This window comes from Salinimicrobium tongyeongense, from assembly GCF_026109735.1.
Lineage (GTDB): Bacteria > Bacteroidota > Bacteroidia > Flavobacteriales > Flavobacteriaceae > Salinimicrobium > Salinimicrobium tongyeongense.
Window position 1 is genome coordinate 1,048,838 of record NZ_CP069620.1, and the last position, 14,191, is coordinate 1,063,028.

The window sequence follows — 14,191 nt, forward strand, 5'->3', positions numbered from 1 at the left end:
TTTAGGAAAAATAAGTTCCGTAACAAATTAACCTCTATTCTTTGAATCAATTATGATCGTTACAGGGCCATCATTAAGAAGGTTCACCTTCATATCGGCACCAAATATTCCTGTCCCTATCTTTTTGCCCAGTTCTTTTTCAAAAGCAGACACAAATTCTTCATACAGCGGAATGGCCACATTGGGTTTGGCGGCTTTAAAATAGCTTGGCCTGTTGCCCTTTTTGGTGCTGGCGTGCAGCGTAAACTGGCTTACCACAATGGCCTCGCCCTCTACATCAAGCAGCGAATCGTTCATTACGCCACTGGCATCATTGAAGATACGCATATTCACAATTTTTTTACACAACCAGCTAATATCTTCACCGGCATCTTCATTTTCTATGCCTATAAGGATCAATAAACCTTTACCAATTTCGGCATTTTTGACACCTTCTATAATTACTGATGCTTCAGAAACCCTCTGAATTACTGCTCTCATTCCTGTTGATGGTTATCAAAGCGATAGTTTTGTTCGTCTTCGCCTTTTAATATTTGCAGATAGCTTTTATAACGGGACCAGGGGATTTCCCCGGCTTCAAGTGCCTCTTTTACGGCACATTTTGGTTCTTCAAGGTGCAGGCAGTTGTAAAATTTACAGTCCTGCTTGCGCGCAAAGAACTCGGGGAAGTAAACTCCCAATTCCTCTTTTTCCATGTCTACCACCCCAAAGCCTTTAATGCCGGGGGTATCTATGATGCGGGCACCAAAATCGAGATCGAACATTTCAGCAAAAGTAGTGGTATGCTGCCCCTGCCGGTGTTGTTCAGAAATTTTGGTGGTCTTTAGATCGAGTTTTGGTTCAATGGCATTGATCAAAGTAGATTTCCCGGTGCCGCTGTGGCCCGAGATCATGCTGGTCTTATCCTGCATAAGCTCTTTTACCTGCTCTACATTTTTTCCTGTCTTGGCCGAAATTCCTATACATTCATAACCAATTTGCCTGTACATGGCTGCCATGTACTTCACCTCATCAAGCTCTTCGGGTTTATACGTATCAATCTTGTTGAACAATAAAATGGCTTTGATGTGATAAGCTTCCGCAGTAACAAGAAAACGGTCTATAAAAGTGGTAAAAGTGGGCGGATTATTCAGCGTTACCAGCAAAAAAGCCTGATCTATATTCGAGGCAATGATATGGGTTTGCTTCGAAAGGTTAACCGATTTACGGATGATGTAATTCTCACGCTCCCCAATGCCGGTAATCACGCCGTTCTGCTCCTCTTCGCCGCTATCTTCCAGTTTAAACTCCACCCGGTCTCCCACGGCCACGGGATTGGTACTTTTAATCCCCTTGATCCTGAATTTCCCTTTGATACGGCATTTGAAAAACCTGCCGTCATCGGCTTTCACCTGGTACCAGCTTCCGGTAGATTTATAAACAGTTCCTTTCATTTAGTGCTTTTCAAAAAAGGCTCCTCCAAAAACTTCTTCTGAATTACTATCCAAAAATGGCATTTTTGAAGGAGATTTTTTACCACAACAAATTAACAAGAAAAAATTAGATTAGAATTTTAAACCGGAAACTAAGTGCTTTAATAACCCGCAAAATCTATTGTTTCATGATCTTTTCCTGGTGATTGATAGATTCCTGGTGCACGGCTTTGAACAAACGCAGGATGAATTCTTCGCTTAGCCCGTGCTGCTCGCCTTCCAGAACCATTTTCCCCAGAATTTCGTTCCATCTTTTGGTTTGAAGCACAGAAACGTTCTGAGATTTTTTCACCCTCCCAATTTCGTCGGAAATTTTCATCCTTTTTGACAGCAATTCAATCAATTGGTTATCGGTCACATCAATTTGTGCCCTTAAATTGTGCAGTTTATTCTGAAATTCTTCACTTTCAGAAACTTCTTTCCGAATTTTGAGGTCTTTCATGATCTGCACCAAAGTGGCAGGTGTGATTTGCTGTTTTGCGTCACTCCAGGCGTTATCGGGGTCAAAATGCGTCTCCACGATGAGTCCGTCATAATTAAGGTCAAGCGCGGTTTGGCAAAGGTCAAAAATGATGTCCCTTCTTCCGGCAATATGCGACGGGTCGAGGATTAGCGGCAAATCAGGGAACTTATTCTGCAGTTCAATGGCAATCTGCCACTCAGGGTTATTTCGGTATTTGGTCTTTTCATAGGCAGAGAATCCGCGGTGAATCACACCCAGGTTCTTGATATCGCAGGAGTAGAACCTTTCAACTGCACCCAACCACAGGGACAAATCGGGGTTTACGGGGTTTTTCACCAGCACCACCTTGTCGGTTCCCTTAAGGGCATCGGCAATATCCTGAACAATAAAAGGGGAAACCGTAGTACGGGCACCAATCCACAGGATATCAATATCATGCTCAAGCGCAAGATCTACGTGATGCGGGCTCGCCACTTCGGTAGTGGTAAGCATCCCGGTTTCCTGTTTTGCCTTTTGCAGCCATTTTAGCCCCAGAGCACCAACGCCTTCAAAATTACCCGGGCGGGTACGGGGTTTCCAGATTCCCGCTCTTAAAACGGTAGCATCGGTATCTTTTAGCTGGTGCGCAATTTTAAGCACCTGCTCTTCGGTTTCGGCACTACATGGCCCCGCAATTACCAGAGGATGTTCCAATCCAAAATTGTCTAGCCAGGTTCTGAGTTCTTTCTTGTTTTCCATTAGTTAATCAGTTTATTCCGTTCAAAATTGTTTTTATGTGGTTTGTCTTTTCCATCTCTCTGAAAACCTCCTGAAAATTGTCATTTTTGAGAAGATCCCTGAATTCTGAAAGATTATTGATGTACTCTTCGAGGGTCTCGAGAATATTGTTCTTATTTTGCTGAAATATTGGCGTCCACATGGCGGGTGAACTTTTTGCCAGCCGCACCGTAGAAGCAAATCCACTGCCTGCCAGGTCAAAAATGTCTTTTTCGTTCTGCTCTTTCTGAAGCACTGTTTTTCCCAACATAAAAGAACTGATGTGAGAAAGGTGAGAGACATAGGCGATGTGCCTGTCATGCGACGCAGGATCCATGTACCTGATGCGCATTCCCAACTTCTGAAAGATCTCCAGCGCCCTTTCCTGAAGTTTAAAAGCAGTTTTCTCTACCTCACAAATGATGTTGGTCTTGGCTTGAAAAAGGTTTTCTATTGCTGCTTCGGGGCCAGAGAATTCGGTTCCGGCAATGGGGTGTGCGGCAAGGAAATTCCTTCTATTGGGATGTGCCGCTATTGCTTCACACAAACCTGCCTTGGTCGAACCAGCATCAAAAATAAGCGTATTGGGACCCACCGCATCCAAAACCTCAAGAGCCACTTTTCGGGCAGCGTCAACCGGCACCGCAATAATTAATACTTCTGCCTCTCTAGCTTTTTCTAAAGTAGCCGGGCCGTCAATAAGTTTAAGCTCCTGGGCCTTTAACAGGTGCGCCTCACTGGCGTCACTGCCCGTGACCGCCACTCCCGGAAAAGCCTTTTTAAGCCCCAGTGCAAACGAGCCACCAATTAAACCTAAACCTATAATATGAACTTTCATGCCGTTAATCTATTACAGGCTTTTATAATATTTTCTTCCGAAGCGCATAAAGAAAACCGGATATAGCCTTCTCCCTGACTTCCAAAAATGAATCCGGGGGCTGCGAAGATGTGGTATTTCTTCAGCAGATGTTCTACAAATCCTTCTGAAGTATTTCCCTGCGGGACTTTGCACCACAGGAACATCCCGGCCTGATCTTCAGAAAAACTGCATTTTAAAGCTGTAGCAAGTTTTACGATTTCTTCCTTTCTCCGCTGGTAGATCTTATTCTGCTCGCTGAACCATTCCGGGGAAAGCCGCAGTGCCATTGCCGCTCCTGCCTGCAGGGGAAAGAACATGCCACTGTCCATATTCGTTTTTACTTTGAGTACCGTGTTGATATGTTTTTCACTGCCGCACAACATCCCGATGCGCCAGCCCGACATATTGAAGCTCTTGCTTAGGGAATTTAGCTCGAGTACTCCATCCATGTCCTCACAATACTTAAGGATACTTTGAGGTTCTTCATTGAGGATAAAGCTGTAGGGGTTATCGTTCACAACAAGTATGCTGTGCTTTTTTCCAAACCTGTAGAGTTGCTCAAAAAGCTCTTTTTTAGCTACTGCCCCGGTGGGCATGTTAGGATAATTTACCCACATCAGTTTTACCTTGCTCAAATCCCTTTTTTCAAGCTCTTCAAAATCGGGCAACCAGCCGGTTTCTTCATTGAGGTTATACAGAACTGTGCTCGCTCCAACAAGCCGGCTAACCGAAGCATAGGTAGGATAGCCCGGGTTTGGCACCAGCACCTCATCCCCTTCATTTAAAAACGCCATGGAAATATGGGTAATACCCTCTTTGCTCCCCATTAAAGGAAGGATCTCAGTTTCATGGTCAAGGGCCACACTATAGAAATTCTGGTAGAACTCTGCTATGGCTTTCCTGAAATCATTGGTTCCCCGGTACGGCTGGTACTGGTGCGCCGACGGATTGAGCAGCGCCTGGTGCAGAGCCGTCATCACCTGCGGTGGCGGTTGTAGATCTGGGCTTCCCACTCCCAGATTTATAATGGGTTTCCCCGAATCCTGTAACGCCCTTACTTCCTTCAGTTTTGTTGAGAAGTAGTATTCTTCAACGTGGTTTAGTCGACTGGCCTGTGCGATCATAATAAGCCGTTTTTATAGATTCCTAACACCTTTAATTCTTCGGTTAATTCCGAAAGTATGTTTAATACTTTTTGTAATTCTTCTTCGTCCTGGAAAAGCACATCGATAAAGAATGCGTATTTCCAGGGCACATCAATCACCGGCACACTCTGAATTTTGGTCATGTCTAGATCAAAATCCCTCAATATATTGAGCACGCTTACCAGGCTTCCTCTTTTGTTTTCCAGGACAAATTTTAATGAAGCCTTATTTGCGCCGGTAACCACGGGAGCTGCGTTCTTTGACGAAAGCACCAGAAAACGGGTAGAGTTGCTTTTCATGGTTTGTATGCCTTCCTTTAAAATTTCAAGGTCATAGATATTTGCAGCGGCTTTACTGGCCACAGCTGCAACTCCCGTTAGATTTTGCTCTCTAATTCTCTTGGCCACCTCGGCTGTATCGGTATCTTCAATAAGCTCCATGTGGGGGTGGTCTTTAAAGAAGGTCTGGCATTGCAGGAGGGCCATTGGGTGAGAACACACTTTTTTAATATCGGTGATCTTCTGCCCAGGCAGCACCATGAGGTTCATAAAAATAGGAATGTAATGCTCACCCTTAATTTGTAGATTATTATCATCAATAAGGGCGTAATTGGGGAGAATGGTACCCGCAGTAGAATTCTCTATCGCCATGACTGCGCTTACAGAACGGTTGGTCAATAAGCTGTCAACAACTTCCCTAAACGATTGGCATTCGTCTACCGGAACTTCCTTTCCAAAATATTCCCGTGCAACCTGGTGGTGAAATGATCCTTTTATTCCCTGTATGGCTATTTTTTCCTGCATATACTTTTTGGCAAAAAAAAATCCCGATGCTTACATCGGGATTTCAGTTATAATATTGGTTAATTATACGGCACTCCCGATCTTATCTCTGAAATAGAAATAAAAGTAATACCAGGCGTTCCAGATAAATAAATTGTTCATTTTTCTCTTTGTGAAAAGCTAATGTAGCATATATTTTCAAAAAACAATGTTTTTTCCTGAAAAAACAACGAGAACGATTTCGCTAATTTTAACAACATTTGAATTCTTCTGAATAATTTTCTGCCTTATAAAAAAGATGATTTACTTTTGAAAAAAAGCTGTTATGTCAATACTGGTAAACAAGGTCTCTAAGTACTACGGAGAACAAAAAGCCCTCGATGAAGTTTCCTTTTCCATCCAAAAAGGGGAAATTGTGGGGTTCTTAGGCCCCAATGGCGCAGGAAAGTCTACACTTATGAAGATCCTTACCGGTTATTTACAACCTTCTTCGGGAGAAGCCACTGTAAACGGCTTTGCCCTTGAAGAAGATTTGCTGCAGGCACAAAAAAGCACCGGATACCTCCCCGAGCACAACTCCCTTTATACCGAAATGTATGTGCGGGAATACCTGGAGTTTAACGCCCTTATATATAAGGTACCAAAAAGCCGTATTGAAGAGGTTATTCTCCAAACCGGACTTCTACCCGAAGCCAATAAAAAGATCGAGCAGCTCTCTAAAGGTTACCGGCAGAGAGTAGGCCTGGCTAATGCACTTCTGCACAACCCCGATGTGCTCATCCTCGATGAACCCACCACAGGCCTCGATCCCAACCAGCTGGTAGAGATCAGGGAATTGATCAAAACAATTGGAAAGGAAAAAACCATCTTTCTCTCCACCCACATTATGCGGGAAGTAGAAGCTTTGTGTGAGCGGGTGATCATCATCAACCACGGAAAAATTGTTGCCGATAAAAGGTTGGAGGAGCTGCGCGATGAGCAGATGCAGATCATTGAAGTGGAGTTTGATTACCGAATTGAAGAAGTTGCCCTCAATCGCCTGCCTCACCTTATGGACCTCAGGAACACCGGCGGATTCGTTTATGAACTCTATTTTGACACTGAAAAAGACATGCGCCCTACCGTTTTTGATTTTGCACATGACAATGGATTGAAGACCTTACAGCTCAACCGGAAGAATAAGAACCTGGAGAATTTATTTTCAGAGCTAACGCTGAAGAAGTAGGGTTTTTCTACCCGACCTGCAAGGTTTTGAAAACCTTGCAGGTCTATATTTTTTGATCAACCTAAAGGTAAAAAAGACCTGGCAGACCGATGATATTACGAAACGATCTGCAAATTCCTGCCATTTCGGAATTTAGAATTGGGCTAAAGCCCTGGGTGAAGATCCTCTTTATTATCCCCGACTTAAAAGTCGGGGCAATTAATTTCTGTGGAATTTTAAATAACAACCAAAACCTACAAGGTCAGAAAAAGACCCTGCAGGTTTGATGATAACCCGGCACGGATTTCAAATCCGCGCCAACTAATCAAAACCGCAACAAGGAGAAACGGAAACAGATAACGCGGATCTGTGATCCGTGCTGATTTCCAGCAACTAAACCTAACAGGTTTTAGAAACCTGTTAGGTTTGAATACGAAAACCTTCAAACAATTTCAAGTATTTGTCGCGGATTGTAAATCTGCGCCATCTTCACCTGTTAGCGCGGATCTGTGATCTGTGCCGAAGAACCTCTTTTCATTCGAATATCAACTTCCCCGAATAAAAGGTCTCCACCTCCACCACCGGCGGGCGGTTAACAGAAATCACATCCCCCGTACTTCTTATTTCTCCTCTCAACACCTGCTGCGGATTTACAAACAACTTATTGGTTCCCCGATGCTGAATTTCAACAGTGCCGGCAGTCAGTTCCTGTGCCTCAACCCTGCCATCGCCGTTGGCGATATAGAGATCCAAATAATTTGTTTCCCCCTGAAGGAAAAAGTTCGAAAAATCATCTCCCGTTACCCGCACATAATCTGACACCAGATGCAGGTCAAAATCCCCTACGGTATATACTTCATTTGAATCTTCCTGGTTCAGGCTGCGCAGCCAGATGTCTGGGAAATGCAATTCTCCCACACTTTTTACCACCCGGTTTCCTGCATTTTGTAACCATGTAAGGTTGGGTACCGTCACATAAATGGAAGTGAGTTTATAATCCCGCACAAAGTTACAGCTGTTGCCATTCCGGAGAATAAGTCGGCCGTCGATTACTTCAGCAGAAATTTCGTTCATCAGGTTTTCACCTGTTTTTACTATTACTTTATGGTCTTCTCCCTGTTCAATAAAAAGCTCAATATTTTCATAAACCATGAGCTCTTCAAAAGGGCCTACCTGCAACTCTTTTTCGATCATGCTTCCGGCGGTTTGAAAACAATCGGGAGCATCTTCAGTATTACAAGCCATAAAAAGTATCAGGCCCAAAAATGGCAAATTCAGAAGAGATTTTTTCAGCAGCTGTTTCATAAGCGGTATCCTATTGAAAATTCCACAGCTTCGGCATTTGCCCCGTGAGAACGTACCGTTACAGAACCAAAAAAGTCGTTCCAGATCTCCCTTTGCAAACCTACCCTGTTGTACACCCTGTCTACATACTTATCATAAGGATAGTAAATGTAATATCCAAGATGAGTAATTAGGGAAAGCTTTCGAAAAGTGAGTTGATGGCCGGCAAATACTCCTACGCGCTTTGCATCTTCATCACCCGTAGTACCCACCAGTGGAAAAGCGACCGAATAATAGTAAATATACTCCTCCATAGCACGTGAAAGGAATAATTCGGCACCCGCCTGCAGGGTACTTTTATGGTTTAAAGCTTTATCTGCATAAGCCGAAAGCGTTAAAAATGGATAAGATTCTGAACCAATGACCCCGGTAGTATTCACCCCGCCACGTAATACAAGGTTGTACCGAAAAGGTGCCGAAAATGGCATTTTTGGATCTTTAGGTATGAACTCTCTTTGAACCTCATGGTTGAAGTCGTAATTTAACCCGGCACTTAGAGCCAGGGTATTTGTAGAGCTGTTGGGCGATATAAAATCGGCGTTGGAATAATGGATCAGCGAAAGGCCGGTTTGGAACCCCAGGCCGCCAATGATATTTTCGAACTGCAGGTTTCCGGTAAAAATAGTGGAGCTAAGAAGCCGGGAGCCATAAGCATTGTTCTGGTAATTTTTATCGGGATGGTACGGATTGGTAGTAACTGCCAGCCCCTGACCCACTTTTAGCAAAAGGTGCCGCTTCAGAAAATAAAAGCCCAGGTGGGCGTAGGCGCCGAAATTCTCTCCCAAATGCTCATTTTTGAGATCCTGGTAAGAGAGGGAAAAACCCACATTGGGATAGTTATAGCGGCGTTCCCAGGCCTGATCTCCGTAGGTTTTCCGGTTAAAATGCAACAGCACTCCGTGAGGATGTTCGGTGATCAAATGAGAAATATTGCGGTTGTGCTCCCAAATACTTCCGTAGAAATAATTCGCTTCTACGGAAAAATCTTTCTCCTGTGAAAAAACTTCCGAAGAAAACAACAAAATGAGCAGCAGCAATTTTCGCATGGAAGGTGCCGGACTTACTGATTTACCGGCGAACCGTTGAGGATGATTTCTGAAGAGATCTCGGCTGTTTTTTCCAGCATTTTTGCTACCGAACAGTATTTTTCGAGAGAAAGATCTACTGCCCTTTTAGCTTTATTTTCGGGAATATCCCCATCTATAAATATCTTTAAGTGGATTCTTTTAAAGACGTTTGGAATTGCACCATCCACTCTGAATCCTTCTACATCCATCTCGAGATTAGTCATCTCCAGTTGCTGTTTTTTGAGGATCATTACAATATCAATACTGCTGCAACCGGCAATACCCATAAGCAGTAGCTCCATGGGGCTTGCTCCCTGCGGGCTGGGTTCGCTCTTGTTGTCGAGATGCACTACATCTCCACGCTCATTTCTGGTTTCAAAATGGTAGTTTTCGTTAAGTCTCTTAAGATGGATCTTCATTTATCGTGGAATTTATGCAAAGTTAGGAAAAAACTTTTCCCTAATCCCATCCCTTTATCCCCATCCCCGGCCCTTCATCCCATCCCCCACCCTTCCCAAGGGGAAGGGAGTAAAATGAAATACAACATGGAAGTAAATTAGAATAGATTTATCCAATACTCTGTACCACTTCCCGCTTGGCTTCTTTTTTGGTACCGTCAAATCCTTCTACCCCGCCAACAGTAGTATATTTTAGAACGTACTTTTTGTTAGGGTGGATTCGCTGATAGGCACTCTGGCACATGATGGCGGCTTCATGAAATCCGGAGAGGATCAGCTTTAGCTTTCCTTTATAGGTGTTGACATCTCCAATAGCATAGATCCCAGGAATGTTGGTCTGGTAATCATACGAATTATCGACCTTAATGGCATTTTTTTCAATTTCCAGCCCCCAATTCGCCATAGGTCCCAGCTTTGGAGAAAGTCCGAATAGCGGGATGAAATGATCTGTAGATTTCAGTTCCTCCCCACGGGCAGTATCGTTGTGCCGAATGACCACCTGCTCCAGACGCTCTTCTCCTTTTAGCCCCACTACTTCGGCATTTGTGATAAGCTCTACTTTACCCAGTTTGGCAAGTTCAGAAAGACGTTCTACCGAATCAAGTGCGCCCCTGAATTCATTCCTCCTGTGAACCAGGGCAACTTCAGCAGCGACATCGGCCAGGAAAATTGCCCAGTCTAATGCCGAATCTCCTCCCCCGGCGATAACTACTCTTTTGTCGCGGTACACTTCGGGGTCTTTTATAAAATAAGCCACGCCATTATCCTCAAAATCAGAAATATTTGGAATGGGCGGTTTGCGTGGCTCGAAAGATCCCAATCCGCCAGCTATCGCGACCACCGGCGCGTTATGCTGAGTACCTTTATTTGTGGTCACCACAAAAGTTTCATCCTCCAGCTTTTCGATGGTTTCGGCCCGTTCGCCCAGGGTGAAGCCGGGATTAAAAGGCCTGATCTGTTCCATGAGATTGTTCACCAGATCGCCGGCAAGAATTTCAGGAAAAGCAGGAATGTCATAAATGGGCTTTTTGGGATAAATTTCTGAACACTGGCCGCCGGGCTGCGGCAAAGCATCTATTAAATGTGTTTTTAGCTTTAAAAGTCCGGCTTCAAATACCGTGAACAATCCGGTGGGTCCGGCACCTATGATGAGGATGTCTGTTTTAATCATTACTTACTTTTTTTGCTTTTAAGGATTCGGTTATTTTGTTCATCTGGTTCACTTTCTCATCAAAATCTCCTTTGATGGTCGAGCGGTACTCATTGAGGTTTTCAACCATCTGGTTGATGTTATCGGGGATCACCTCTTCAAAAAACTGCCGTAGTCGCTTGGCTGTGGTAGGTGATTTGCCATTCGTTGAAATAGCGATCTTTACATGACCTTTATTGACGATCCCGCCCATATAGAAATCACATAAATCGGGAGTATCTGCTATATTGGCCAGTAAAAACCTCTTTTTCGCGTGGGTATAGATGCGCCTGTTCAGCTTTTCGTCATTGGTGGCAGCAATAACCACATGCCGCTTTTTCAGCTGACTTTTTTTGTACCTGCTTTTGGTGATCTTCAAATCATGTTTTTTGGCCAAAGCTTCAGTTTCCGGAAGGAACTCCTTTGCCACCACCTCCACATTCGCATTCGGGCTGGACTTCAGCAGAAAATGCAATTTTTCATGCCCTACATTTCCGCCGCCAACAATGAGGATATTGAGCTTATTTACCTTTAGGAAAACAGGGTACAATTCGTTTCTTTCTTCCATAATCCACACCCCTAGCTCCGAATTGGGGAATTTAGATATTCATTCTCTTTGATCACACTTTCAAAAAGAGCCTGTAATTTTGGCCTTTCGTTTACTACATCTCCAATGACGATAATCGCCGGAGAGGAGAGTTTCTTTTTTAAAACCACTTTTTCGATATCCCGGATGCGGCCAAAGCCGGACTTCTCATTCACGGTAGTTCCATTTTGAATGATCGCCACGGGTGTATCTTCTCTTCCGAAGTGACTGAAGATATCCACGATCTCGTGCAGTTTCCCCATTCCCATCAGGATGACAACGGTAGCGGTTGATTGAGCCGCAAGCCGGACATCTTCTGAAAGTTTTCGCTGAGTAGTAGTTCCCGTAATCACCCAAAAACTTTCAGAAACTCCCCTTTTTGTAAGGGGAATGCCCGAAGCTGCCGGCACAGCAATAGAAGAAGTCACTCCCGAAACCACGGCGGTCTCAAGCCCACGGCTCCTGGCATAATCAATTTCTTCAGAACCACGCCCAAAGATAAAAGGATCGCCACCTTTTAATCGTACCACATGGCCGCGTTCCCGGGCATATTTCACGATCAGATCATTAATTTCATCCTGGGAATAGTAGTGACTGCCTTTACGCTTCCCTACAAAAATATGTTCTGCCTGGGGTGCATAATCCAGTAATTCTCTGTTGATAAGGGCATCGTATAATACCACATTGGCTGCTTTCAAAGTATTCACAGCTTTAATGGTGATCAATTCGGGGTCTCCCGGACCAGCACCTACTACGCTTAATTTTGGTTCATTATACATTTTGCACCTCCTTTGTTCTATAAGCATCTACCCGCTTAAGGAATAGCTGCGCGTCCTCTAAATATTTTTTTGCAAATTCTTCTGTGGGTTCATGTTCATTCATTTGATAAACAAAGTCTTTAAAAGAAGTGGATAATTCTATTTTTCCCGGCTCCACGAAAAGTTCATCAAATTGGGCTATGATCCCCGCCTGGGTATTGGTAGCAACATTTTCAGACAACAACAAAGCCTTGGCCGAATTCACCAGTGAAGAATAGGAATGGTAAATACTGTCTGACCATACTTTTCTCTCAAGGGCAGTTTGTGCATTCTGTATTTTCTCATCGCTTTCAAACAACAGGGTAGCGATAAGGTCAATGACCACTCCCGCACATTCGCCTACTCCCACCGCCTTGATGTATGGTTGCGTGTGGCCCCAATCGACAAGATCTTCAGAAGTAGTTGTGCTGGTATCTGAAAGATCCTTGAGCAGGTCATAGAAATAGGTTTTCCCCTGCCGGTCGTAGTAACTCACAAACTTTTCATCTCTTGCAGAATTTTTCTCAAAATCATTCAGCAGCAATCTCAGTGCCTGCGGTCCGCGTTTGCTGGGCACTTTTATCACTTTATCTGCAAACCTGCCTTCGCCGTCTCCAAGGGTGCCACCGCCGAGCAATACCTGCAGGGCCGGGGCTACTGTTTTACCCACTTTTATCGACATTCCCTGAAAACCTATCTCGGCCATGTTGTGCTGGCCACAGGCATTCATACATCCACTTATTTTAATGGTAATATCACGGCCATTCACAAACTGCGGATATTCTTCTTTCAGAACATCTTCCAGTACATCGGCAATCCCCGTACTACTGGCAATGCCGAGGTTACAGGTATCTGTTCCGGGGCAGGCGGTGATATCAACGGTTTTATTATATCCGGCTTCTGCCAGACCTAATTCTTTTAAACGAGTATAAAAGAACGGCAGCAAGTCTTCCCGTACGTGACGTATCAAAATATCCTGCCTTAGCGTAAATCTAAGTTCATTGCCTGCATAATCGCTAATAAGATCGGCCAGTTTTCTTGCTGCCCCGGTATAGAAATCTCCCAGCGGCACTCTCACGCCAACAGCAAACAAACCTTGCTGTTTTTGGGCAGCTACATTGGTGTTTCTCCACTCCTCATAGGCTTTTCGATCCTCAATAATTACTTCCGGAATTTCCACTTTTGGAAGGTCTGGCTCCTCTTTAAAAGCTTCGAGATCAAAGTGCACAGCTTCCTTTGAAAGAGCAGTTTGCTGCTCTTCCACCAGCTCCATAAAAGCTTCTTTCCCTATATCTTTAATAAGATATTTCATTCTGGCTTTCATCCTTTTTGCACGCTCCCCGTGACGATCAAACACTCTCAATACTCCTTCTATAAGCGGAATAATTTTCTCTGCCTCCAAAAAGTCGAAGAGTTCATCGGCGTGTCGCGGCTGGGAACCGAGTCCGCCGCCGAGCATAACCTTGAATCCGCGTTTCCCGTCTTTTATTTTGGCGATAAATCCGAGGTCGTGGATATAACTCAGCGCCGTATCTTCTTCTGAAGCCGAAAAGGAGATCTTGAATTTCCTACCCATTTCCTGGCAGATGGGATTCCGCAGAAAAAACTGGAAAGCGGCATGCGCATAGGGTGAAACATCAAATGGTTCCTTCACATCAATTCCTGCTGTTGGTGAGGCCGTGATGTTACGCACCGTATTCCCACAGGCTTCGCGAAGAGTGATATCATCTTTTTCCAGCTGCGCCCACAACTCGGGAGTCCTATCCAGGCTTACATGATGTATCTGTATATCCTGCCGGGTGGTGATATGCAATCTTCCGGTAGAATATTCATCGGAAACATCGGCTATCCGGTGTAACTGCTGAGAGGTAACCTTCCCAAAAGGCAATTTTATACGTACCATTTGAACACCTGCCTGGCGTTGCCCGTAAACCCCGCGGGCTAGCCTGAGACTCCTGAACTTTTCTTCATCTGCCTTTCCTTCCCTGAACAACCTGATCTTTTTTTCAAGGTCAATTATGTCCTGTTGTACAATGGGGTTCTCTATTTCGGTTCTAAAACTTTGCATT

General features: G+C 44.3%; 14 protein-coding genes. 1 reads left to right on the forward strand and 13 read right to left on the reverse strand.

All coding sequences use genetic code 11. The features are described from left to right. Positions 1 to 27: 27 nt before the first annotated feature. The 6 genes from dtd to JRG66_RS04575 form a co-directional block, all read right to left on the reverse strand. Positions 28 to 480, reverse strand: a complete 453-nt coding sequence (dtd, locus tag JRG66_RS04550; protein ID WP_265164576.1) for a D-aminoacyl-tRNA deacylase — start codon at positions 478 to 480, stop codon at positions 28 to 30. Then, positions 477 to 1,433, reverse strand: coding sequence for a ribosome small subunit-dependent GTPase A (gene rsgA / locus JRG66_RS04555; RefSeq protein WP_265164577.1), 957 nt, complete (start codon positions 1,431 to 1,433; stop codon positions 477 to 479). Before rsgA ends, dtd begins: the two co-directional genes overlap by 4 nt. Before the next feature lie 157 nt (positions 1,434 to 1,590). Next, positions 1,591 to 2,673, reverse strand: a complete 1,083-nt coding sequence (locus JRG66_RS04560; protein WP_265164578.1) for a bifunctional 3-deoxy-7-phosphoheptulonate synthase/chorismate mutase type II — start codon at positions 2,671 to 2,673, stop codon at positions 1,591 to 1,593. Between the two features lie 7 nt (positions 2,674 to 2,680). Further along, positions 2,681 to 3,529, reverse strand: a complete 849-nt coding sequence (locus JRG66_RS04565; RefSeq protein ID WP_265164579.1) for a prephenate dehydrogenase — start codon at positions 3,527 to 3,529, stop codon at positions 2,681 to 2,683. Beyond that, positions 3,526 to 4,674: a pyridoxal phosphate-dependent aminotransferase gene (locus JRG66_RS04570; protein WP_265164580.1), complete on the reverse strand. Its 1,149-nt coding sequence runs from the start codon at positions 4,672 to 4,674 to the stop codon at positions 3,526 to 3,528. Before JRG66_RS04570 ends, JRG66_RS04565 begins: the two co-directional genes overlap by 4 nt. After that, the gene (locus tag JRG66_RS04575) at positions 4,671 to 5,498 is read right to left on the reverse strand and encodes a prephenate dehydratase (RefSeq protein WP_265164581.1); all 828 of its coding nucleotides are present in this window, start codon (positions 5,496 to 5,498) and stop codon (positions 4,671 to 4,673) included. Before JRG66_RS04575 ends, JRG66_RS04570 begins: the two co-directional genes overlap by 4 nt. A 304-nt stretch (positions 5,499 to 5,802) precedes the next feature. On the opposite strand from JRG66_RS04575, the gene gldA reads away from it, so the two are divergent. After that, positions 5,803 to 6,702 (forward strand): gliding motility-associated ABC transporter ATP-binding subunit GldA, encoded by a 900-nt coding sequence (gldA, locus tag JRG66_RS04580; RefSeq protein ID WP_265164582.1) that lies wholly within the window; start codon positions 5,803 to 5,805, stop codon positions 6,700 to 6,702. A gap of 513 nt (positions 6,703 to 7,215) precedes the next feature. Here the strand turns inward: gldA and JRG66_RS04585 are convergent. The 7 genes from JRG66_RS04585 to JRG66_RS04615 all read right to left on the reverse strand — a co-directional run bounded on the left by JRG66_RS04585 (position 7,216) and on the right by JRG66_RS04615 (position 14,190). Beyond that, a complete protein-coding gene (locus JRG66_RS04585) occupies positions 7,216 to 7,986 on the reverse strand; it encodes a head GIN domain-containing protein (protein WP_265164584.1) in 771 nt (256 codons plus the stop codon). Continuing rightward, positions 7,983 to 9,071, reverse strand: coding sequence for an acyloxyacyl hydrolase (locus JRG66_RS04590; protein ID WP_265164586.1), 1,089 nt, complete (start codon positions 9,069 to 9,071; stop codon positions 7,983 to 7,985). Before JRG66_RS04590 ends, JRG66_RS04585 begins: the two co-directional genes overlap by 4 nt. 14 nt (positions 9,072 to 9,085) lie before the next feature. After that, complete coding sequence (locus tag JRG66_RS04595) at positions 9,086 to 9,511, reverse strand: OsmC family protein (RefSeq protein ID WP_265164587.1); 426 nt, start codon at positions 9,509 to 9,511, stop codon at positions 9,086 to 9,088. Positions 9,512 to 9,659: 148 nt separating this feature from the next. Continuing rightward, positions 9,660 to 10,721, reverse strand: coding sequence for an NAD(P)/FAD-dependent oxidoreductase (locus tag JRG66_RS04600; RefSeq protein ID WP_265164589.1), 1,062 nt, complete (start codon positions 10,719 to 10,721; stop codon positions 9,660 to 9,662). Continuing rightward, positions 10,714 to 11,307, reverse strand: a complete 594-nt coding sequence (locus JRG66_RS04605; protein WP_265164590.1) for a precorrin-2 dehydrogenase/sirohydrochlorin ferrochelatase family protein — start codon at positions 11,305 to 11,307, stop codon at positions 10,714 to 10,716. Before JRG66_RS04605 ends, JRG66_RS04600 begins: the two co-directional genes overlap by 8 nt. Positions 11,308 to 11,318: 11 nt before the next feature. Next, entirely contained in the window at positions 11,319 to 12,104 is a 786-nt protein-coding gene (gene cobA / locus JRG66_RS04610) for a uroporphyrinogen-III C-methyltransferase (protein ID WP_265164591.1), read from the reverse strand. Further along, entirely contained in the window at positions 12,097 to 14,190 is a 2,094-nt protein-coding gene (locus JRG66_RS04615; protein ID WP_265164592.1) for a ferredoxin-like domain-containing protein, read from the reverse strand. Before JRG66_RS04615 ends, cobA begins: the two co-directional genes overlap by 8 nt. Between the last annotated feature and the right edge of the window lies 1 nt (position 14,191).

Excerpts from the sequence above, each read along its gene's own strand:
- JRG66_RS04605 (WP_265164590.1), bottom strand. The coding sequence starts at position 11,307 with ATGGAAGAAAGAAACGAATTGTACCCTGTTTTCCTAAAGGTAAATAAG.
- rsgA (WP_265164577.1), bottom strand. The coding sequence starts at position 1,433 with ATGAAAGGAACTGTTTATAAATCTACCGGAAGCTGGTACCAGGTGAAA.
- JRG66_RS04575 (WP_265164581.1), bottom strand. The coding sequence starts at position 5,498 with ATGCAGGAAAAAATAGCCATACAGGGAATAAAAGGATCATTTCACCAC.
- JRG66_RS04585 (WP_265164584.1), bottom strand. The coding sequence starts at position 7,986 with ATGAAACAGCTGCTGAAAAAATCTCTTCTGAATTTGCCATTTTTGGGC.
- JRG66_RS04565 (WP_265164579.1), bottom strand. The coding sequence starts at position 3,529 with ATGAAAGTTCATATTATAGGTTTAGGTTTAATTGGTGGCTCGTTTGCA.
- gldA (WP_265164582.1), top strand. The coding sequence starts at position 5,803 with ATGTCAATACTGGTAAACAAGGTCTCTAAGTACTACGGAGAACAAAAA.
- JRG66_RS04615 (WP_265164592.1), bottom strand. The coding sequence starts at position 14,190 with ATGCAAAGTTTTAGAACCGAAATAGAGAACCCCATTGTACAACAGGAC.
- JRG66_RS04570 (WP_265164580.1), bottom strand. The coding sequence starts at position 4,674 with ATGATCGCACAGGCCAGTCGACTAAACCACGTTGAAGAATACTACTTC.
- JRG66_RS04600 (WP_265164589.1), bottom strand. The coding sequence starts at position 10,721 with ATGATTAAAACAGACATCCTCATCATAGGTGCCGGACCCACCGGATTG.
- dtd (WP_265164576.1), bottom strand. The coding sequence starts at position 480 with ATGAGAGCAGTAATTCAGAGGGTTTCTGAAGCATCAGTAATTATAGAA.
- cobA (WP_265164591.1), bottom strand. The coding sequence starts at position 12,104 with ATGTATAATGAACCAAAATTAAGCGTAGTAGGTGCTGGTCCGGGAGAC.
- JRG66_RS04590 (WP_265164586.1), bottom strand. The coding sequence starts at position 9,071 with ATGCGAAAATTGCTGCTGCTCATTTTGTTGTTTTCTTCGGAAGTTTTT.
- JRG66_RS04560 (WP_265164578.1), bottom strand. The coding sequence starts at position 2,673 with ATGGAAAACAAGAAAGAACTCAGAACCTGGCTAGACAATTTTGGATTG.
- JRG66_RS04595 (WP_265164587.1), bottom strand. The coding sequence starts at position 9,511 with ATGAAGATCCATCTTAAGAGACTTAACGAAAACTACCATTTTGAAACC.